The following is a 22,004-nucleotide window of genomic DNA, read 5'->3' on the forward strand; positions in this document are numbered from 1 at the left end:
GAAGCTGCTTTCTTTGCTTACTTTCTTTGCAGCAGCAAAGAAAGTGAGTCCCGCCCCGGACAGGGGCAGAGCTAATAGACCGAGAAGAAAGCAAGTTCCTTAGGAGCACAAGCGCATCAAACGGTTTACCAACCCAACCCCAAAAACGAGCAAACGCGAGTCCCCAATGGCTAATGCACTTCCCGAAAAGTTGCTCCCGGGCGCCCCTTATCCGCTCGGAGCCAACTGGGATGGTTTAGGCGTGAACTTCGCGGTGTTTTCGTCGAATGCGCACCGCATCGAGGTGTGCCTCTTCGACAGCACGGGCCGCAAGGAACTGATGCGCTTCGACCTGCCCGAATGCACCGATGAAATCTGGCACGGCTATTTGCCGGGCGCGCATCCCGGCACGGTCTACGGCCTGCGTGCGCACGGTCCCTACCAGCCGCAGCACGGTCACCGCTTCAACCCTCACAAGCTCCTGCTCGACCCCTACGCAAAAAAACTGGTAGGCCCCTGGCGATGGTCCGACGCCCTCTTCGGCTATCGCGTGCATTCGAATCGCCTCGACATGTCGATGGACCGCCGCGACTCCGCGCCCGCGATGCCCAAAGCCATCGTCACGGACGACGCCTTCGACTGGTCCCGCGACGTCCGCCCCGACATCCCCTGGGGCGAAACCATCATCTACGAAACGCACGTGCGCGGCACGTCGATGCTGCGTAACGACATCCGACAGCACGAACGCGGTTCGTTCGCGGCGCTCTCGTCGCCGTGGTTCATCGAGCATCTGCAAAAACTCGGCATCACCGCCGTCGAATTCCTGCCGGTCCACGCGTTCCTCAACGACCGCTTCCTCGTCGAAAAAGGCCTGCGCAACTACTGGGGCTACAACACCGCGGCGTTCTTCGCGCCCGAGCCGTCGTATCTGTCGACGCACCGCCTGAACGAGATGCGCATCGCCGTGCGGCAACTGCACGCGGCCGGCATCGAAGTGATCCTCGACGTGGTCTACAACCACACGTGCGAAGGCAATGAACTCGGCCCGACCACCTCGTGGCGCGGCCTCGACAACGCGAGCTACTACCGCCTGATCCCCGGCGACGAACGCCGCTACATCAACGAAACCGGCTGCGGCAATACGGTGAACCTGTCGCATCCGCGCGTGTTGCAGATGGTCATGGACTCGCTGCGCTACTGGGCGACCGCCTTCAATATCGACGGCTTTCGTTTCGATCTCGGCGTCACGCTGGGTCGCGAGGGCCACGGTTTCGACCCGGGCTCCGGCTTCTTCGATGCGATCCGCCAGGACCCCATCCTCTCGACGCGCAAGCTGATTTCCGAACCGTGGGACATCGGCCCGGACGGCTATCAGGTCGGCAATCATCCGCCGGGTTTCGCCGAATGGAACGACAAGTTCCGCGACGGCGTGCGCCGCTTCTGGCGCGGCGACGCCGGCATGCGCCCCGACCTCGCGGCACGTCTGACCGGATCGGCGGAACTGTTCAACCGCCGCTTCAGGAAGCCGTGGGCGTCGCTGAATTTCGTGTCATCGCACGACGGCTTCCCACTTGCAGATGTGACCGCCTACGAGCACAAGCACAACGAGCTGAACCAGGAGGGCAACAACGACGGACACAACGAAAATTGCAGCGCAAACTGGGGTGTGGAAGGCCCGTCCGTCGATCCCCAGATCAACGAGACGCGCGGCCGTGTCGCCCGCTCGCTGATCGCCACGACGCTCCTGTCGCTCGGCACGCCGATGCTGCTCGGCGGCGACGAATTCGGCCGCACCCAACGTGGCAACAACAACGCGTACTGCCAGGACAACGAGACTTCGTGGATCGACTGGGACCAGGCGCAGACGCCGGAAGGAAAAGCGCTGACGGAGTATGTTGCGCGCGTCGTTGCACTGCGCAAAAAATACCCGGTGCTGCGCGAACCGCGCTTCCTCTACGGCGACCGCGAAGTGCTGCCGGGCCTCTACGACGTAAGCTGGTTTGACGAGCGCGGCACAGCGCTTGCGATCGAGGCATGGCAGGACCCGGAAGGCCGCGCGCTGACGCTGCGCCGCGCTGGGCCGGGCCTCTCGGGGGACACGGATGTAATCCTGCTGATGCTCAATGCGTCGTCGCAGCCGCTCACGTTTGCGCCCCCGCCACCTCACTTGGAATGGAACGTGCTCCTCGATAGCGCGGACCCTGATGCACCGCAGCGGCCGCTCATCGGCGGCGAGATGGAAGTGGCTGCGCACAGCATCGTCGTGCTGCTCGCCCAGCCGACCGGCGACGCCGACTGGCAGGCGGTCTGGATGGCGGGCGCGCACCAGGGACCACGGCTTCTGACGGCGCTGCCGCCCGATCCCGGCACGATGGTGCCGCGCCAGCCGCCGGACACAGACTCGCAGCACTAAGCGCAGCACGACCTAAAGCAACCGATAACGGCAGGAAACCATGTCTGAATGTCCGATCGATCCGCACAAGCATCACTACGCCTACTGCCTGCCGTTCGGCGCGCATCTCACGGGCGCGGCGCGGGATACGCCCCGGACGCGCTACCGGTTCTGGGCGCCCTCGCGCGAGACGGTGCAGCTGGAAATCCACGGCGGCGCGAACGCCGCGCCCACGCTGATCGACATGGAGCCGGCAGGCAACGGCTGGTTCGAAGCCGAAGCCGATGGCGGCGCCGGAACGCGCTATCTGTATCGGCTGGACAATGACCTCGCGGTGCCTGATCCCGCGTCGCGCTTTCAGCCTGAGGACGTGCACGGCCCGAGCGAAGTCGTCGATCCGCGCGCGTATCGCTGGACGAACACGAACTGGCACGGCCGGCCGTGGGAAGAGACGGTGCTTTACGAACTGCATGTCGGCGCGATGGGCGGCTATGCGGGCGTCACCGCGCGGCTGCCGGAACTGGCGGAACTTGGCGTGACGGCCATCGAGTTGATGCCGCTCAACGACTTCTCCGGCGCGCGCAACTGGGGCTACGACGGCGTGCTGCCGTACGCGCCGGACTCGTCCTACGGGCGTCCTGAAGAACTCAAGAAGCTGATCGACACCGCGCACGGCCTCGGCCTGATGGTGTTTCTCGACGTCGTCTACAACCACTTCGGCCCGGACGGCAACTACCTGAGCGCGTACGCGAAGACGTTTTTCCGCGAGGGCGTCAACACGCCCTGGGGCCCCGCGATCGATTTCGAGCGTCCGCAAGTGCGCGATTTCTTCTTTGACAACGCGCTCTACTGGCTGCGCGAATATCGCTTCGACGGCCTGCGCCTCGACGCCGTCCACGCCATCGACGACGACGAATGGCTGCGCGAACTCGCCCACTGCGTGCGCAGTTCGGTGGAAACGGGGCGACACGTGCATCTCGTGCTGGAAAACGAGCACAACACGTCGAACCTGCTGGAAACGCATTTCAACGCCCAGTGGAGCGACGATTCGCACAACACGCTGCACGTCCTGCTGACGGGTGAGGACGAGAGCTATTACAGCGCTTACATTGAGAAGCCGATCGAAAAACTCGCGCGCGTGCTGTCGGAAGGCTTCGTGTATCAGGGCGATCCGTCGCCGATTCACGACGGCAAGCCGCGCGGCGAACCAAGCGCGCACCTGCCGCCGACCGCGTTCGTCATGTTCCTGCAGAACCACGATCAGGTCGGCAACCGCGCGATGGGCGAGCGCCTGCGTTCGCTGGTCTCCGACGATGCGCTTTTCGCCGCGACGGGTTTGCTGCTGCTCTCGCCGCAAATTCCGATGCTGTTCATGGAAGAGCAATACGGTTCGAAACAGCCTTTCCTCTTCTTCACCGATTACCACGACGAACTCGCCGACGCCGTTCGCGAAGGGCGTCGCAGGGAGTTCGCGAAGTTCTCCGCGTTCACCGACGAAAAACGCCGCGCGCAAATCCCCGATCCGAACGCTGCAAGCACGTTCGAGATGTCGTCACCTTCCAGAAACCGTGAACGCGGCCCTGAAGAAAACGAATGGCTGCATTTCTACCGCTCGGCGCTCGCGGTGCGCGCGAAGCTGATCACGCCGCGCCTGAAGGATGCGAAGGCGCGCGGCGCGACCGTGCTCGCTGCTAAAGCGATCACCGCGCACTGGCGCCTCGGCGACGGCGAGACGCTCACCATCGCGCTGAATCTCGGCGGCGAAAGCGTCGCGCTCGGCGAAATCCCGCCCGGCAAGATTATTTTCGAGACGCCCGCGCGCGCACAGGATCGCGTGAAGCGCGGCGAACTCGGCGAGCACACGTTCGTCGCGTGGCTGACGGGCGAGGTGAACGACTACGCCAGCGCCCACGACGCGCGCCGCTTCGAACCCACGACGACCGAAGGACGAGCATCGTGAGCGCGACCACCGCCAACCCATCCACGCCTGCGCCGATGAGCGCGATCGAGACACTGGCCGCGCGCGCGGGCTTCGAAGTCGAATGGCTCGACGCGCACAGAAACACGCGCCGCGTACCGGAAACGACGCTGCGCGTGCTGCTCGAACGCCTGGGCCTGCCGTGCGCCAACTCGACGCAACTCAAGCACAGCCTGTCCGTGCTCGATGCCGAACTGTCCGGCCGCAAGCTGCCGCCGCTCATCACCGCCGAGGTGGATCGTGCGATCGCGCTGCCGGTGTCGGTGGCGAAATCGGGCGCGCGCTACAAGATCGAGCTGGAAAGCGGTGCCGTGATCGACGGCCGGTTCACGTCGCCGAAGGGCGAGCAGGCGCTGCTTTCGCCGATCGCCGAGCCGGGCTATCACACGCTCGTGATCAACGACCATCACACCACGCTCGCCGTCGCGCCGTCGCGCTGCTACACGATCCACGACGCCTGGCGCACGCTGCACGACGACCAGTCGAAGGACGCGCCACCGCTCTGGGGCGTGGCGGCGCAGGTCTACGGGCTGCGCCGTCCGGGCGATGGCGGCGTTGGCGACTTCTCGTCGCTGGCTACGCTCGCGATCCAGAGCGCGAAACGCGGCAGTCACGCCGTCGCGATCAGCCCGATGCACGCGATGTTCAGCGCCGAGCCGCTGAAGTTCAGCCCGTATTCGCCGTCGTCGCGGCTCTTTCTGAACATCGCGCACGTCGATCCGGCCGCCGTCCTCGGGGCGCCCGCTGCACGCGCGGCGATCGAGCGCGCGGGCGTCGCCGACGAAATGAAGCAACTGGAAGCGCTCCCGCTGATCGACTGGCCGCGCGCGTCGAAAGCGAAGCTCGCCGTGTTCCGCGCGCTCTTCGATACCTTCTCGCAAGACGGCGACTCGCCGTTCGCGAAGGACTTTGCCGCGTTCACCGAAAGCGGCGGACGCGCGCTCGAAGACCACGCGCGCTTCGAAGCGCTGCAGGCCGCGCAGCTCGAAGCCGGCGGCAACGGCCACTGGCGCAACTGGCCCGACGAACTGCGCGACCCGAGAAGCGATGCCGTTGCAGCGTTCGCGGAGGCGAATCGGCGGGAAGTGGATTTTTATCTCTTCACGCAATGGCTCGCTGCGAAGGGCCTGGCTCACGCGCAGCACGCCGCGCAGGACGCGGGCATGGCGGTCGGGCTGATCGCGGATCTGGCCGTCGGGTGCGACAGCGCGGGCAGCCACGCGTGGTCGTATCGCGACGAGATGCTCACGGGCGTATCCGTCGGCGCGCCGCCCGATCTTTTCAATCAAGCCGGGCAGTCGTGGGGACTCACCACGTTTTCACCACGCGCGATGCGCACGCAAGGCTTCTCCGCGTTCATCGACATGCTGCGCGCGTCGTTTGCGCGGGCGGGCGGTATCCGCATCGATCACATTCTCGGCTTGCGGCGTCTCTGGCTCGTGCCCGACGGCGAGCCCGCCAGGGACGGCGCCTACCTTCGCTATCCGCTCGACGACCTGCTGCGCCTGATCGCGCTCGAATCGTGGCGGCATCGCGCGATCGTGGTTGGTGAGGATCTCGGCACCGTGCCACCCGGCTTCACCGAACGGTTGCAGGAACACGGCCTGCTGGGCATCCGTGTGCTGTGGTTCGAGCGCGCCGTGAAAGGCGACGGTTTCAAGCCGCCGCGCGACTGGGACCGCGGAGTAACCGCCACGACGACCACGCACGATTTGCCGACCGTGACGGGCTGGTGGCGCGGCGCGGATATCGAATGGCGCGCGAAGATCGGCCAGACGGCCGCGCGCGAGGACGGCCAGGACCCGGTCGCCCTTGCGATGGAAGAGCGCGGCGCCGATCGCGACCACTTGTGGCAGGCGTTTCAGGACGCTGGCGTCGCGCCGCCCGATGTGAGCGCGCCGCCGGTCGAAAGCGCGCCGGTCGACGAGGCGCTGGCGTTCGTCGCCGCGACGCCCGCGCCGCTCGTTACGTATCCGCTGGAAGATTTGCTCGCGCTCGCCGAACAGCCGAATTTGCCCGGTTCCATCGACGAGCACCCGAACTGGCGCCGGCGGCTCGCCGCGCCGGTCGAAGAACTGTTTCTCGACGATTCGTTCGCGGACCGGCTGCTGGCCGTCGATAGCGCGCGTTCCCGCTCAACGCTGAACCCACCACCGATCGAAACAAAATGACCGTACCGCGCTCCACGTTCCGGCTCCAGCTTCACAAGGACTTCACCTTCGACGACGCCGCCGCCCAGGTCGACTACCTCGCCGCGCTCGGAATCAGCCACGCGTACGCCTCGCCGATCACCACCGCGACGAGCGGCTCGACGCACGGCTACGACACCGTCGACTACACCCATGTGAATCCGGAACTCGGCGGCGAGGACGCGCTCAGGCGCTTCGTCGAAAAGCTGCGCGCGCACGACATGGGGCTGATCGTCGATGTCGTGCCGAATCACATGGGCGTCGGCGGCTCGGAGAATACGTGGTGGCTCGACATCCTCGAATGGGGCCGGCACGCGGCGCACGCGCGCTTTTTCGACGTGGACTGGCATTCGCCCGATCCCGCGCTGCGCGGCAAGGTGCTCGCGCCCTTCCTGGGCGCTGCCTACGGCGAGGAACTGCACGGCGGCAAGATCAAGCTCGCGTTTTTGGCGGACGAAGGCCGCTTCGTGATCGAGTACTACGCGCACACGTTTCCGGTGTGCCCGGTCGATTACCCGTCGATCCTGCAGGAAGCGCCTGAACTCGCGCAGCGTTTCACCGGCCTCACGACGCAGCCCACCGACCAGCCGCGCGCCGCCGACGCCCGCGCCGCGCTCGTCACGCTCGCCGCGACCGAAGGCGGCAAGGCCGCGATCGCCGCGACGCTCGCCGCGCACGGCGCGGGTTCGCCGCAGGGACGCGAGCGCCTGCATCGCCTGCTGGAGCGCCAGCATTTCAGGCTCGCGTGGTGGCGCACCGCTGCCGACGAAGTCAACTGGCGGCGCTTTTTCGACGTCAGCACGCTCGGCGGGGTGCGCGTCGAGCGGCCGGAGGTGTTCGAGGCGTCGCACGCGCTGATCTTCCGGCTCTTCACCGAGGGCCTGATCGACGGCGTGCGGATCGATCACGTCGACGGCCTCGCGGAGCCGCGCGAATATTGCCAGCGGCTGCGCCAGCGGCTAGAGGAATTGTCGAAGGAACGGCCGGAAGCGCTTCAGCACGGCAACGGCCGGACGTATTTCGTCGTCGAGAAGATTCTCGCGCGCGGCGAGCCGTTGCGCGGTGACTGGCAAGTCGACGGCACGACCGGCTACGACTTCATGAACGACGTCGGCGCCCTGCTGCACGATCCGAAAGGCGCCGAGCCGCTTGCGCGGGCGTGGGCCGCGCTCTCGGGCCGCAGCGCCGATTTCGCCGATGAAGCGCTCGTCGCGCGGCGCAAGATTCTGGCGGAGAACCTGTCTGCGGAACACGATCGCGTGGCACGGGCGTTGCATCGCATCGCTCGCGATACGCCCGCCACGCGCGATTTCACCTTTTCCTCGCTGCGGCGGGTGGTCGGCGAGATCGTCGTGCAGTTTCCCGTGTATCGCATTTACCCGGTGAACTCGGTGCGCAGCGCCGAAGACGAGCGCTATTTCTCACAGGCTCTGTCCGGGGCGCGCGCCGCGTTGCCGCGCGCCGATCACGTCGTGCTCGATCAGGTTGCGCAATGGCTCGGCGGCAAGTTGCCGGACGAAGCGCCCGTCGCCGAGAAACCGCGCGAGCGCGCCGCCGAACGCGGCCGCGACCGCAACCAGACAGCGCAGCCGAACACGAACGCGCCCGCATCGACCGGATCGCAGCGGCGCAGCGCGCAGACGCTTTTCTCGCAACTGACGTCTCCGGTGGCGGCGAAGGCGGTCGAGGACACGGCGTGTTATCGATACGGACGGCTCCTGTCGCGCAACGAAGTGGGCGCCGATCCGGGCGAGTTCGCGTTGTCGGTCGAGGAGTTTCACAAGGGCAATCTGGAGCGCTCGAAGGCGTTCCCGCATGCGATGCTCGCCACCGCGACACACGATCACAAGCGCGGCGAGGACGTGCGCGCGCGCATCGCGGCGCTCTCCGAGATTCCCGACGAATGGGCCGCGACGCTGCACAACTGGTCAACGCTGAATACGTCATTGCGCCGTCCCGTCGATGGCGACGACGCGAACTGGGCGCCCGGTCCTGGCGCCGAGGCGATGCTTTACCAAACGCTCGTCGGCTGCTGGCCGCCGGGGTTGTCGCCGGATGACGAAGCGGGCGTGAAAGAACTGGCCGAACGTGTCGCGCAATGGCAGTTGAAAGCGCTGCGCGAGGCGAAGCTGCGCACGAGCTGGTTCGCGCCCGATGAAGCCTACGAGAACGCGTGCCGCGAGTTCCTGTTCGACATCGTCGCGCCGCAACGGCGTGGCGGCTTCCTCAAGGAATTGCCGGCGTTCGCGGAACGCATCGGGCGGGCGGGCGCGGTCAACAGTTTTCAACAAACTTTGCTCCGGCTAACGGCGCCGGGCGTGCCCGATCTGTACCAGGGCACGGAATTGTGGGACTTCAGCCTGGTCGACCCCGATAATCGCCGGCCGGTGGATTACGAGCAGCGTCGTGCGTGGCTTGCGGAGGGTGAGGCAAAGGGGCCGCCGTCCGAGCAGCTTTCGAACTGGCGCGACGGGCGCGTGAAGCTCGCTCTGGTGCGCCGGGCGCTCGCGTTGCGGCAGCATGCGGCGTCGCTGTTCGCGCAGGGCGAATATCTGCCGTTAGAGGTGCAGGGCAAGCACGCGGATCGCGTGATCGCGTTCGCGCGGCATGCGGGCAGCGCGTACGCGATCGTGATCGCGACGCGCCTCGCGGAGCCGCTCTTGGCAAAGCACGGCGATACGCCGCTCGTCGATGCGGATCAGTGGGGCGATACGGCGGTGATCCTGCCGGACGCGCTCGGCTCGCGCGCGCTGTTCGACTGGATGAGCACGGGTGCGCCGAAAGCCGACGGCCAGCGGCTGCTCGTGCGCGATGCGTTAGCGGCGATGCCGGTGGCGTTGCTGGTGGAGGAAGGGGTGCGGTAGAGGCGGCGCCTCAATCTCAATCCGCCTCCTCCAGCGCCTCCTCCCGCGGATACACGCGCACGAGCACGATCCGCGGGCCGTTCATCTTTTTCACGACGATGTCGAAGCCGTCGAATTCCACGCGCTGACCTTCGTTCGGCAAGTCCCCAAGCGCGTTGATCACGAGGCCGCCGACCGACTCCGCGCGCCCTTCGTCGATATCGATCCCAAGCGCCCGCTCCAGCGATACCACCGGCAGACTGCCCTTGCCCATCAGCGTGCCGTCGTCCATGCGCGACCAGTCGGCGTCGCCCTGGCGGAATTCGTCGTGAATCTGCCCGACGAGCGCGCCGAGCAGGTTGTCGAGCGTGAGAAAGCCGATCGGCTTAAAGCCCTTCCTGCCGACCAGCGCGAAATGCGGCGCGCCTTTGCGAAAGCGCCGGAACAGTTCCAGCGCCGATAGCGTCGGCGAGACGTACTGAACCGAGCGTGCGTACTTTTCCAGCTTGTCGGTCTGAGCCGTGTCGCGCTTCGGGAAACCGCTCGGGAACCCTCGCCCTTCGCTTTCACGCGCAAGCAGCAGGTCCTTCAGGTGAATCATGCCGAGCACGCGCTCACCCGACGCATCGGCGAAGAGCGGATAGCGGCTGAAACGATGGCGCGCGATCGTGTTGAGGTTTTCGCGCATCGGCAGGTCGTTGCGCAGGCCGATCATCTCGTGCGCGGGCCGCATCAGGTCCGACACCGTCATCCGGCTGAAATCGAGCGAATGGGCGATCGTGTTCCACTCGTCGGCGTTATACGACGACGCCCCGCCAAGCCGCCTGCCGCGCAGGATCAGCTTGAGTTCGTCGGTAGAGTAATGCGCGTCGTGACCGTGTTCGCCCGACAGCCCGAACAGCCGCAGCACGCCGTTCGCGCTCGCGTTCAGCACCCAGATGAACGGGTACATCAGCCAGTAGAAGCCGTAGAGCGGCATCGCGAGCCACAGGCCGACCTGCTCGGCACGGCGGATCGCCCACGACTTGGGCGCCAGCTCGCCGACCACGATATGCAGGAACGAAATGACGGAAAACGCGAAAAAGAGCGAAATCGAATCGATCAGCTTCTCGGATTCAATCCCGACGAGCGAGAAGAGTGGATGCAGCAACGAAGCGAACGCCGGTTCGCCGATCCAGCCGAGCCCGAGCGATGCAAGCGTGATGCCGAGCTGGCACGCCGAGAGATAGGCGTCGAGTTGCCCGTGGACTTTGGCGAGAAGCCGCCCGGGCAGCCCGTTGGTTCGAGCGATGGCCTTGACACGCGTCGGACGTAATTTGACGAGCCCGAACTCGGCCGCGACAAAAAAACCGTTCAACGCGACGAGCAACATTGCGCCGATGAGCGCGACAACCTGAGCCAAAGCAACCCTCTCCGGGAATGGAAAGCGTCAGTATATGGGCGACAGCGGGCCGATAGCCGAATGAAAAGAAATCACATGCCCGAGAGCGGCACTTTCATGCTGACGGAAACCGACGCGCCATCGACGATATCGCCCTGCTCGAAGCTCCCGCCGTGCGCCTCCGCGACGCGCTTGCACAGCGCCAGCGCCCACGCGATGCGCCCGGCTTCGCGCGTCGCCGTGGCCTGCTTGCGCGCGACGGCTTCGAGCGCGTGCGGCACCTGCTTGTCCATCAGCGCCGCCGCCGACGCCGTGAAGTGCACGGTCGAGCGCCAGGAACTGCCCTCGACGACGCTCGCGAAAACGATCGACGAACCGCGGGCGCTCGCCTCCGTGGCGAACGCGAGCATCAGCCAGAGCGCCTGCGTCAAGCGCTCCGCGTCGCCTTCGATCTGCTCCTCCGCGAGCGGCGATTCGACTTCGATCGCGACGCCGCGTCCGTTCGCGAGGCTGCCGCGCGCGAGCGCCGCGCTGCGCTCGACGAGCGTGCGGATCGCCCACGGCTGAAGCGTCAGCGCGAGCACTTTGGTTTCGGCGCGCGCCGTATCGACTGTGGTTTCGATCAGCTTCACCTGCTGCTCGACGCCCGAGCGGATGCCGGTGAGCGCGCGTTGCGCGGCGGGATCGGCGGCGTCGATCTTGCGTTCGAGCACGTAGCCCCAGCTATGGATCGCGTTGAGCGGCCCGCGCAGATCGTGCGACACCACCGAAAGCACCTGGTCGCGCATGAAAAGCGCGGCCTCGGCGCGCAGATGCGCGTGGCGCTCGGCCGTCTGCGTGTTCGACTCGCCCGTGCCCGCACCGCCGCATGGCCAGACGATCAGCGAAACCCGATCCGCGGCGGGCAACGCGAGAATCGTGAACGTACGCGTGGCGCCGCCATCGTCGATGGAAACCTGCGCCCGGCGCGCGCCGTTCGCGGCAACTGCGGCATCGGCGGTCCCGGACAACACCGCGACGAGCGGCGCGGGCAGCGCCGTTTCGCCAAGCGTACGGCCCGCGAGCGACTGCGGATCGACATCGAAGATATGGGCGAACACGGTATCGGCGCTGATGCAGCGCTGGGCGGCGTCGAGGACCAGCACGCCGTCATTGCCCGCGACCGTCGCGTCGCGTAACGCGGAGGGCTCGGGGTCGAGTGCACCGCTAAAGGACGTTGTCACGATTCAAATCCTTGTTCAGAGTTGCCAAGCCTTTTTGAAGATGCAAAGGCATTATATGTGTTCGCCCGTGCGCCTTATGCATCAATCGGACGAGACTTTCTGCGTCTTTTTTTGAGACAGCGCGCGGGAATGAGAGCAATAGTCGTGCGCGCTCTCGTCACGCCAAGAGGACCTACAATACCGATTCCAGAAACCGGCCACGCCGGACTTACAAAGGGAGCATTCATGTCGACTGTCACGACCGATTCCGGACTCAAGTATGAAGACCTCACCGTGGGCGAAGGCGCGGAAGCCGTCGCCGGAAAGACGGTGAGCGTGCATTACACCGGCTGGCTCACCGACGGCCAGAAGTTCGATTCGAGCAAGGACCGCAACGACCCGTTCGCCTTCGTGCTGGGCGGCGGCATGGTCATCAAGGGTTGGGACGAGGGCGTCCAGGGCATGAAAGTCGGCGGCACGCGCCGTCTGACGATCCCGCCGCAACTCGGCTACGGCGCGCGCGGCGCAGGCGGCGTGATTCCGCCGAACGCGACGCTCGTGTTCGAAGTGGAATTGCTCGACGTCTGAGGCGTATGAGACCGTGACCGCGCCGCTTCTCGTTCCGTCCGTCACCCTGCGCCGCTACAGCGCGGTGGAGGCGTCGGACGTGCACGATTTTCATCAGATCGTGCTCGGCCTCGACGGCGAGATGGACATGGCAGTCGATGGCCGCGAGCGGCGCATCGACTGCCACGGCGCGTGGATCATTCCGGCAGGCGCGCGGCACGACTACTGGGCCGCGGGCGAGAACCGGCAACTGGTGCTCGACCTGCCGTTCGCGTCGGTTGCGTTGCCGGAACGGTTTTTCGAAGCGGCGCGCGCGATCGCGATCGATCCGGTTGTGACTCAACTCGTGCAGAGCGTGGCGTTGCAGGCCGATGGTGTGGATGCGGCCTCATTGATGGCACGACGTTTTGCCTGGCAGGCCGCGACGCACCTGTGCGGTGCGCTGATGTCGGACGTACGGCTCGACGCGGCGCGCGGGCTCGATTTCGCGCGCATCGACCGGTGGTTGCGGGCACATCTGTCGGAGCCGCTTCGTATCGCCGATCTCGCCGCGCATTGCGGCTTCGGCATGCGGCGCTTCCACCAGTTGTTCTGCGAGGCGTTCGGCGAGACGCCACATCGTTATTTGCAGCGGCTGCGGCTGGACGCGGCGCTCACGCTGCTCGCCGATCCGCGCGAATCGCTGACGGATATCGCGCTGACGACCGGTTTCGCCGATCAAAGCGCGTTCACGCATGCGTTTCGAAAACGCTTCGGCGTCGCGCCGGGGCAGTGGCGGACGGGCAAGCATTGAAAAATGGCGCGATTTTCATCGCGCCATTTTTATCTTCAGGCGTTCAAACCACGCTCCAGGTCAGCGCGAATATCCGCCGCGTTTTCCAGTCCGACCGCGAGCCGGATCAGCCCTTCGCGAATCCCGGCGGCTTCACGCACTTCCGCAGTCAATCGGCCATGCGTGGTCGTCGAAGGATGCGTGATCGTCGTGCGCGTGTCGCCGAGATTGGCGGTGATCGAGCAGACCTTCGTCGAATCGATCACGCGCCACGCGTTCGCGCGCTGCTCTTCCTGCGTCGCGCCTTTCAACTCGAACGACACAACCGCCCCGCCCGCCTTCTGCTGCTTCTTCGCGATCGCGTATTGCGGATGCGACTCCAACCCCGGATAGAACACGCGCGCGACCGCCGGATGCGTCTCCAGCCATTGCGCGATTTCGAGCGCATTCGCCGATTGCTTCTCGACGCGCAACGATAGCGTTTCCATGCCCTTCAACAGCACCCACGCGTTGAACGCGGAAAGCGTCGGCCCGGCGCTGCGCACGAACGGAAACACCTTTTCCATGATGAACTGTTTCGAGCCAACGAGCGCGCCACCGAGCACGCGCCCTTGCCCGTCGAGGAACTTGGTCGCCGAATGCATGACGACGTCCGCGCCGAGCTTGAGCGGCTGCTGCAGCGCCGGACTGCAAAAACAGTTGTCGACGACGAACAGCGCGCCCATCGACTTCGCGATCTTCCCGATCGCCTCGATATCGGCGACTTCGGTCAGCGGATTCGACGGCGTTTCGAGGAAGAACATCTTCGTTTCGGGACGCACGGCGGCTTGCCATTCGTCGAGACTGGTCGGATCGACGAAGGTCGTCGTGATGCCGAACTTCGTGAAAATCTGCGTGAACATGCCAACCGTCGATCCGAACAGGCTCTTCGAGCTGACGAGGTGGTCGCCTTGCTGAAGCGCGCACATCACGACCGACATGATCGCCGCCATGCCCGATGCCGTCGCCATGCACGCTTCGCCGCCTTCGAGCGCGGCAAGGCGGTTTTGAAACATCGAGACGGTCGGGTTCGTGAAGCGCGAGTACGTGTAAGACTCTTCCGAGTTCTTGAAGCGCTCGGCGGCCTCGGCGGCGCTCGAAAAGCAGAAGCTCGACGTGAGGAAGAGCGCTTCGGAATGCTCGTTGAAGTCGCTGCGCAGCGTGCCGGCGCGCACCGCTAGCGTGTCGAAGTTCAGGTTGTCGTCCATTTCGTGTTGTCCGTTCGGGTTGCTTTCGTATGCTTGGGGCAGCTTTCACCACAAAAAACAGGGCGCAAAAAAGCCCGCTTGTGCGTCGACAGAAGCGGGCTTGGGTGCGGATGAAGCGTATGGCGGTGCGGTGTCGCCACCGTTTCGCTTTAGCTGTTTGGGGCTTCTGTTGCCGCCCCGCGTCCGCAAGCTGATCTCAAATCGACGCAAGTCCTGATGCTAACACGGTGCGGTGAGGCCCGCCCGCGCCGCGCCTTACTCCACCGACAACTGCAGATGCAGTTGCGAGCGCGCCATGCCACCTTCCTGCGCATCGCTCGCGGCATCGCGGTCCGACTGCGATTGCGGCGCAAGACGCGCGGTCTCGATGCGATCGAGGTAATCGGTCGTGACGTCGCCGGTGATGTAGTTGCCGTCGAAGCACGACGCCTCGAATTCGCCGAGCGCCGGGTTGATGTCGCGGATCGCCTGCTTCAGGTCTTCCACGTCCTGGTAGACGAGGTAGTCCGCGCCGATCATGCGCGCGACTTCGTCGTCGGTGCGGCCGTGCGCGACGAGTTCACCGCGCGTCGGCATGTCGATGCCGTACACGTTCGGGAACTTCACCGGCGGCGCCGCCGACGCGAAAATCACCTTCGCCGCGCCCGCATCGCGCGCCATCTGCACGATTTCGTGCGATGTCGTGCCGCGCACGATCGAATCGTCGACGATCAGCACGTTCTTGCCCTTGAACTCGATGCCCATCGCGTTCAGCTTCTGGCGCACCGATTTCTTGCGCACCGCCTGCCCCGGCATGATGAACGTGCGGCCGACGTAGCGGTTCTTGAAGAAGCCTTCGCGATATTCGACGCCGAGCTTCGCCGCGACCTGCATCGCCGCCGGACGCGACGAATCGGGAATCGGCATGACGACGTCGATCGGCACATCGGGCAGCACGCGCTGGATCTTGGCGGCGAGATAGTCGCCCATGCGCAGGCGCGCGTTGTAGACCGGCACGCCGTCGAGGCACGAATCGGGCCGCGCCAGATACACGAGCTCGAAGATGCACGGATTCAGCGACGGCTTTTCGGCGCATTGCTGGCTATGCAGGTTGCCGTCGCTATCGATGAAGATTGCCTCGCCCGGCTCCACGTCGCGCACGAATTCGAAGCCGATGCCTTCCACCGCCACCGATTCCGACGCCACCATCCACTCGACGCCCGTCGCCGTTTCCATCTTGCCGAGCACGAGCGGACGGATGCCGAACGGATCGCGGAAGGCGACAAGCCCGTAGCCCGCGATCAGCGAAACGATCGCATACGACCCCTTCACCCGCCGATGCACGCCCGATACCGCCTTGAAGAGCGCGGCCGGATCGAGTTGCAGGCCGGAGCTCGCGAGCTGCAGTTCGTGCGCGAAGACGTTGAGCAGCACTTCCGTGTCGGACGCGGTGTTGATGTGCCGCCGGTCGATGCGGAACATCTCGTCCTTCAGTTGCAGCCAGTTCGTCAGGTTGCCGTTGTGCGCGAGGATGATGCCGAATGGCGCGTTCACGTAGAACGGCTGCGCTTCTTCCTCGCTCGACGCCGAACCGGCCGTCGGATAGCGCACCTGGCCAATTCCCACGTTGCCCGGAAGGCTACGCATGTTGCGCGTGCGGAACACGTCGCGCACCATGCCGTTCGCCTTGTGCATGTGGAAATTGTTGCCGTTCGCCGTCGCGATGCCGGCGGCGTCCTGACCGCGATGCTGCAGGAGCAGCAAGCTGTCATAGATGAGCTGATTGACGGGGCTTTGGGAAACTACACCTACGATGCCGCACATGGCATGTCCTTCAAAGAGTCGAAACGGGTCCAAAAGCGGTGTCGGACGACGGATGCGGACGGCCGGTGGAACCGGGCGCCAGAGATCGCATCGGCGGTGCGCCGAGCCGTCGCGGTTCCTCGTGTAGCGAGCCTTCGTGCGTATGTCTTACTGCGCGGTGTCCGGCGCAGTGCGCACATACGCGGCGAGCGTAGCGGGAAGCAGCGGTTTCAATTCGCGCACGCCTTGCTCGGCCGCGGGCCTGAGCAGCGCATTGCGCCAAAATTCTTTCTGCGGCAGTTCGGTGAGGCCGGCGAGTGCTACCAGCACCACTACCAATATAGCCCCTCTCACGAGGCCGAACAGCAAACCCAACGACCGGTCGACGCCTCGCAGGCCCGTGACCTCGGTGATGCGCGTCAAAAGCGCGGACAGCACGCTCGACACCAGCAGCACGGCGCCGACCACCAGCAGGAACGCGATCAGCCACTGGGTCAGCGCGCCGCCCGGCCAGTTTCCCGGAATGTAGGGCACCACCACGCCGACGAAGTGTCCGGCGATGAAAAACGCCGCGATCCAGCCGATCAGGCCGAACGCTTCGGCCAGCAGGCCGCGCCACATCCCGCGCATCGCGGAGAGGCCGATCACGGCCATCACCGCGTAGTCGAAACTCGTGAACATCGGCGGCTTAGTTCGCCGACGACTTGCTGGTGCCGCCGCCGAGGCCCGCCTGACGCACCTTCACAAGCGCCGCCGATGCCGCCGAGCGATCCGCAAACGGGCCGGCGCGCAACAACGCGCGGGAGGAGCCGTCTGCCTGCTTGCGATGTTCGACATATGCGGGCACGCCGGCCGCTTTCAACTTGGCGACCCAGTTCTGGGCGGCGGCTTCGTCGTCGAAGGTGCCGATCTGCACAACAAAGCGGCTTCCCGGCGGCGACGACGGCGTGTTCGCCGTGCTGGCTGTGGTGTTGCTGGAATGCGTGTTCGCTTCGTCCGACTCCGTCGCCTTCGGCTTCGGTTCTGCCTTGGCTTGCGCTTGCGCTTGCGGTTTTGCGCTCGACGCGGGTTTAGCTTGAGCGGCAGTTTCCGGGGCTTTGGCTTCGGCCTTGGCCGGCGGTGTCGCTACGCCAGCGACCGCGTTCTCCGATGCTGCAACCGGACCATCCGGTGCAACGCCCGCTTGTGTGTCGGCGTCGGTAGGTTCCTTGGCGCGCGGCTTTGCGGGCGGCGCCGGGCGATTCGGGATATCGATGGCGATGTCGTCGGTGACAGGCTTCGGGCGCGAATCGAGCACCATCGGCAGGACGATCACCGCGGCAAGCACCAGCGCGACCGCGCCGACGAGACGGCGCCGCGCGCGCTGCTTTTCAGGAAGCGTGGGGTCGAGCATCATTGCGTCGGCGTCGGGACGCTCGGTGCGCCGTGTCCGGCGTTCCGTGCGGACGGTGTGACGCGTGCCGCGTGCGGAGTCGGAGTGTGCGTCGCGACCGGAAGGTGCGTCGTCTTTCTTGCCGAACGAGAAAAGTCCCATGTATGGCTTGGTGCGAGGGCTTGACGGCCGTGCGTCTCAGTGATGCTGCGATTTCCGGTAGGCCATCACGCCGGCCACCGTGTAGAAACTGCCGAAGACCAGAAGTCTATCATTTTCAGACGCTCTCTTTATTGCGTCCTGAAAAGCTGCGGCCGGCGTTTCGAATTGTGTAACGCTGCTATCGGGCCCGTCGTTGACGCCAGCCTCGCGCAACGCCGATTCCAGCGCCGCTGCCGACGCCCCGCGCGGCGTCGGCAGCGCGGTCACGTTCCAGTGGTCGATTTCGCCTTTTACCTGGTTCACGACGCCTTCGATGTCCTTGTCACGCATCGCTCCGAAAACGGCGTAGGTGTACGGAAAAAAGCCCATATTGCCAAGATTTTGCGCAAGAACGGCCGCCGCGTGCGGATTGTGCGCGACGTCGAGGATGATCTGCGGCTTGCCCGGCAGCACCTGAAAGCGCCCCGCCAGCTCGACATTCGCAAGCCCGAGTCGAATGTCCTGCGCCGACACCGGAATGCGTTCGCGCAGCGCTTCGAGCGCGGCCAGTGCCGCCGATGTATTAATCAGTTGGTTCGCTCCGCGCAGCGCCGGATAAGCCAGCGCCGAGCGCCGCTGAGCGCGCCCGATATAGCTCCATTGTTGGCGTTCGTTGCCCGGCTGCGCCTCATAACGGAAATCGCGCCCGACGAGCCAAAGATCCGCGCCGACGGCTTCCGCGTGGTCGATCAGGCTCTGCGGCGGGGACGGATCGCCGCACACGGCAGGCTTGCCCGCGCGGAGAATGCCCGCCTTCTCGAAACCGATCTTTTCGCGCGTATCGCCGAGGTAATCGGTGTGATCGATATCGATACTGGTCACGATCGCGCAATCCGTATCGATGATGTTGACGGCGTCCAGCCGCCCGCCGAGCCCGACTTCGAGAATCACCGCATCGAGTCCGCGCGATGCGAAAAGGCGCAGGATCGCGAGCGTCGTGAACTCGAAATACGTCAGCGAGACGGGTTGCGCGAGGCCAGTGCGCGCCTTTTCGACCGCTTCAAAGTGTTCGAGGAGTTCGTCGTCGGTGGCATCGGCGCCATTGATGCGCGCGCGCTCGTTAAACGCGAGCAGATGCGGTGACGTGTGGCATCCCACGCGATATCCCGCACGCAGGAGAATTGTTTCGAGAATCGCGCAGGTTGAGCCCTTTCCGTTCGTCCCGCCGACAGTAATTACCGGGCAATCGAAAGCGAGCCCGAGCGCGTCCTTCACCTGGCCGATGCGGGTCAAACCCATGTCGATGCCGACCGGATGAGCCGCTTCAAGGTACGCGAGCCATGCGTCGAGGGTGGAAAATGTGTTCATTGGATCGTCGGATTCGGGTAAAACGGGCGCCAAAGCAAAAACGCCGCGCGGAACCTGAGGTTCGCACGCGGCGCCGGTTCGCTCGGGCGTCAGGCGACGGAGTCGGCCGGCTGTCTTGTCAGAAGTGCCATCAATTGCGCGATTTCTTCGCGCATCTTGCGTCGATCGACGATCATGTCGATCGCGCCCTTTTGCATCAGGAACTCGGCGCGCTGGAAGCCTTCCGGCAGTTTCTCGCGCACCGTTTGTTCGATCACGCGTGGACCGGCAAAACCGATCAGCGCCTTGGGTTCGGCGATTACAACGTCGCCTAAAAACGCGAAACTGGCGGAAACACCGCCCATCGTGGGGTCGGTGAGGACGGAGATGAACGGCAGCTTGGCATCGGAGAGCTTCGTCAGGAGCGCGGTGGTCTTTGCCATCTGCATGAGAGAGAGCAGACTTTCCTGCATCCGTGCGCCGCCCGATGCCGTGAAGCAGATGAACGGCACGTTCTGCTCGATCGCGTTGCGCGCGCCGCGCACGAACCGCTCGCCGACCACCGAGCCCATCGAACCGCCCATGAACGAGAACTCGAAACACGCCACCACGACCGGCAGCGTGTGGATCGCGCCGCCCATGACGACCATCGCGTCGGTTTCGTCGGTGTCTTCCATCGCCTCTTTCAGACGATCCGGGTATTTTCGGCTGTCCTTGAATTTCAGCGCATCGACTGGCAGCACTTCCTGGCCGATTTCGTAGCGACCTTCCGGATCGAGCAGGCCGTCAAGCCGCTCCCGCGCGCCGATACGCATGTGATGGCTGCACTTCGGACACACGTGCAGATTCGCCTCGACGTCATTGCGATACAGCACCGCCTCGCACGCCGGACACTTGATCCACAGACCTTCGGGGATGCCCTTGCGGCTTTTCGGATCGGTTTGCTTGATCTTCGGCGGCAACAATTTGTCGAGCCAGCTCATCGTTATTCCTTCCCTATGTTCGCTTTTCGCGGCCGTTTCAGCCGCGAAACCGCGTTTATTTTGCAGAATCGAGCGCCAAGCGGATGTCGGCGATGAAGCGGGTCAGCGTGTCAGCGGCGGTGTCCGGCGATGCTTCTTCGAGCAACTGCACGAGCCGGCTGCCGATCACGACCGCGTCCGAGACATCGGCGACGGCGCGGGCAGTCTCGGCATCGCGTATTCCAAAGCCGACGCCGACTGGCAACGACACGTGCGCCTTGATGGCCGGGATTTTACTCGCGATGCTGGAAACGTCCAGATTTGCCGAGCCGGTCACGCCCTTGAGCGACACGTAATAGACGTAGCCGCTTGCCACCTTGCCGACCGCGGCGATGCGCTCATCGGTCGAAGTCGGAGCCAGCAGAAAGATCGGATCGATGCCGGCCTGCTGCATCGACTGGCCGAATTCCACCGATTCTTCGGGCGGGTAATCGACCACCAGCACGCCGTCGACGCCCGCATCCTTCGCGGCTTTCGCGAAGGCGTCGGCGCCCATGCGTTCGATCGGATTCGCGTAGCCCATCAGCACGACGGGCGTTTTGTCGTCGGTTTCGCGGAAGCGCCTGACGTCGGCGAGCACGCTTTTCAGCGACACACCGCGCGCCAAAGCCCGTTCCGACGAGCGCTGGATTACCGGGCCATCGGCCATCGGATCGGAAAATGGCACGCCGAGCTCGATCACGTCCGCGCCGCCCTTGGCGAGCGCGTGCATGAATTCGACAGTCTGCTCGGGATTCGGATCGCCTGCCGTGATGAACGGGATCAGCCCTTTCTTGCCCTGCGCGGCGAGTGCCGCAAAAGTATTCTTGATACGGGACATGAGAGTTTTCTCTGTAAACGTAAGCCCCGGCGGCTTCGCGCGCCGGGCTTTGAGTCAGTGACGCGCAGACGTCATTCGGCTTCAGTGGCGGGGCTTTGCGCCGGCTCGATTTCGATCCCGCCCGATGCTTTGCCTGCGGCGACCGGCGCGAGGCGCACGACTTTCGCCTCGGCGACGCGTTGCTCCGCGATCGCGCAGTAATCGGAATTGATTTCGTAGCCGGTGAATTGGCGGCCATGACGGGCGCACGCGACCGCCGTGGTGCCGCTGCCCATGAACGGATCGAGCACGCGGCCGCCCGGCGGACAACTCGCGAGCACCATGCGTTCGACGATTTCCAGAGGCTTCTGGGTCGGGTGATCGACGCGTTCGGCGTGCTGCCGATGCAGCCTCGATACCGACCAGAGATCCTTTGGATTATAGCCAAGCTCCAGCCACTTACTGCCTTCGAACAGTTTGCGCGAACGAGCCTTCTTGGTGACGGCGTCGTAGGGGATGCGCACGGGATCGAGATCGAAGTAGTAATCCTTCGATACCGCGAAATAACCGATGTTATCGTGCACTGACGTATATTTACGCGTCGTTCCGCCCATGCTCGGCACGCGCCGGTCCCAGACGATCTCGTTGACCATCATCAACCGGCGCTTGAGGAAGACGAACAACTCGGGCGAATACTGCCAGGTGCAGAAGATATACAGCGAACCCGTCGGTTTGAGTTTCGGAATAACGAGATCGAGCCAGCCATACGTCCAGTCGAGGAAAGCCTCGCCGGAAAGCATGTCCGAATCGTTGCCGTAGTCCTTGCCCAGGCCGTAAGGCGGGTCCGCCACGATCAGGTCGATCGAGGCGTCGGGAATTGTCGCTGCATCGATCAGGAAATCGCGGTTGCGAATGTCGATGTCGGGTTTGCCCGACTGCAGGGCGCCCACCGACAGCGATTCGTCGATCACGTTGCGCATCGCCCGGGCGC

16 protein-coding genes are annotated in these 22,004 nt (G+C 64.8%); 6 read left to right on the plus strand and 10 right to left on the minus strand.

Features of this window, described 5'->3' with window-relative positions:
* The first annotated feature begins 166 nt into the window (after positions 1–166).
* From glgX to treY, 4 genes are read left to right on the plus strand one after another with little or no spacing between them, the layout of a single operon-like run.
* Positions 167–2,392 carry a glycogen debranching protein GlgX gene (glgX, locus tag AWB65_RS29015; protein ID WP_087670415.1) on the plus strand — a complete coding sequence of 742 codons (2,226 nt, stop codon included), beginning with the start codon at positions 167–169 and terminating at the stop codon, positions 2,390–2,392.
* A gap of 40 nt (positions 2,393–2,432) precedes the next feature.
* A complete protein-coding gene (gene treZ / locus AWB65_RS29020) occupies positions 2,433–4,331 on the plus strand; it encodes a malto-oligosyltrehalose trehalohydrolase (protein WP_087670416.1) in 1,899 nt (632 codons plus the stop codon).
* 35 nt (positions 4,332–4,366) lie between these two features.
* Positions 4,367–6,520 (plus strand): 4-alpha-glucanotransferase, encoded by a 2,154-nt coding sequence (malQ, locus tag AWB65_RS29025; protein ID WP_087670435.1) that lies wholly within the window; start codon positions 4,367–4,369, stop codon positions 6,518–6,520.
* Positions 6,517–9,402: a malto-oligosyltrehalose synthase gene (treY, locus tag AWB65_RS29030; protein ID WP_087670417.1), complete on the plus strand. Its 2,886-nt coding sequence runs from the start codon at positions 6,517–6,519 to the stop codon at positions 9,400–9,402. The genes malQ and treY overlap by 4 nt, the downstream gene beginning before the upstream one ends.
* Before the next feature lie 16 nt (positions 9,403–9,418).
* Here the strand turns inward: treY and AWB65_RS29035 are convergent, their stop codons facing one another.
* Positions 9,419–10,783: a hemolysin family protein gene (locus tag AWB65_RS29035; protein WP_087670418.1), complete on the minus strand. Its 1,365-nt coding sequence runs from the start codon at positions 10,781–10,783 to the stop codon at positions 9,419–9,421.
* 71 nt (positions 10,784–10,854) lie between these two features.
* On the minus strand, positions 10,855–11,985 hold the full coding sequence (locus AWB65_RS29040) for a sensor histidine kinase (RefSeq protein ID WP_327359242.1): 1,131 nt from the start codon (positions 11,983–11,985) through the stop codon (positions 10,855–10,857).
* Positions 11,986–12,210: 225 nt separating this feature from the next.
* Between AWB65_RS29040 and AWB65_RS29045 the strand changes: the two genes are divergently transcribed.
* Both AWB65_RS29045 and AWB65_RS29050 read left to right on the plus strand, forming a co-directional pair.
* A complete protein-coding gene (locus AWB65_RS29045; protein ID WP_087670419.1) occupies positions 12,211–12,552 on the plus strand; it encodes an FKBP-type peptidyl-prolyl cis-trans isomerase in 342 nt (113 codons plus the stop codon).
* 13 nt (positions 12,553–12,565) lie between these two features.
* Entirely contained in the window at positions 12,566–13,324 is a 759-nt protein-coding gene (locus tag AWB65_RS29050; RefSeq protein WP_235007826.1) for an AraC family transcriptional regulator, read from the plus strand.
* A 35-nt stretch (positions 13,325–13,359) separates the two neighbouring features.
* On the opposite strand, the gene AWB65_RS29055 is transcribed toward AWB65_RS29050, so the two are convergent.
* From AWB65_RS29055 to AWB65_RS29090, 8 genes are all read right to left on the minus strand, one after another.
* The gene (locus AWB65_RS29055) at positions 13,360–14,550 is read right to left on the minus strand and encodes an O-succinylhomoserine sulfhydrylase (RefSeq protein WP_087670420.1); all 1,191 of its coding nucleotides are present in this window, start codon (positions 14,548–14,550) and stop codon (positions 13,360–13,362) included.
* Between the two features lie 255 nt (positions 14,551–14,805).
* The gene (gene purF, locus AWB65_RS29060; RefSeq protein WP_087670421.1) at positions 14,806–16,353 is read right to left on the minus strand and encodes an amidophosphoribosyltransferase; all 1,548 of its coding nucleotides are present in this window, start codon (positions 16,351–16,353) and stop codon (positions 14,806–14,808) included.
* A 147-nt stretch (positions 16,354–16,500) separates the two neighbouring features.
* Positions 16,501–17,013 (minus strand): CvpA family protein, encoded by a 513-nt coding sequence (locus tag AWB65_RS29065; RefSeq protein ID WP_087670422.1) that lies wholly within the window; start codon positions 17,011–17,013, stop codon positions 16,501–16,503.
* Positions 17,014–17,020: 7 nt separating this feature from the next.
* A complete protein-coding gene (locus AWB65_RS29070) occupies positions 17,021–17,866 on the minus strand; it encodes an SPOR domain-containing protein (protein ID WP_087670423.1) in 846 nt (281 codons plus the stop codon).
* Positions 17,867–17,902: 36 nt separating this feature from the next.
* A complete protein-coding gene (folC, locus tag AWB65_RS29075; protein WP_087670424.1) occupies positions 17,903–19,213 on the minus strand; it encodes a bifunctional tetrahydrofolate synthase/dihydrofolate synthase in 1,311 nt (436 codons plus the stop codon).
* Positions 19,214–19,302: 89 nt separating this feature from the next.
* Positions 19,303–20,175, minus strand: a complete 873-nt coding sequence (gene accD, locus AWB65_RS29080; protein ID WP_087670425.1) for an acetyl-CoA carboxylase, carboxyltransferase subunit beta — start codon at positions 20,173–20,175, stop codon at positions 19,303–19,305.
* A gap of 55 nt (positions 20,176–20,230) precedes the next feature.
* Positions 20,231–21,034, minus strand: coding sequence for a tryptophan synthase subunit alpha (gene trpA / locus AWB65_RS29085; RefSeq protein ID WP_087670426.1), 804 nt, complete (start codon positions 21,032–21,034; stop codon positions 20,231–20,233).
* Between the two features lie 71 nt (positions 21,035–21,105).
* Positions 21,106–21,993 carry a DNA-methyltransferase gene (locus tag AWB65_RS29090; protein ID WP_087670427.1) on the minus strand — a complete coding sequence of 296 codons (888 nt, stop codon included), beginning with the start codon at positions 21,991–21,993 and terminating at the stop codon, positions 21,106–21,108.
* Positions 21,994–22,004: the final 11 nt, after the last annotated feature.

The sequence above is a fragment of the Caballeronia humi genome (genome assembly GCF_001544475.1).
Classification (GTDB): domain Bacteria; phylum Pseudomonadota; class Gammaproteobacteria; order Burkholderiales; family Burkholderiaceae; genus Caballeronia; species Caballeronia humi.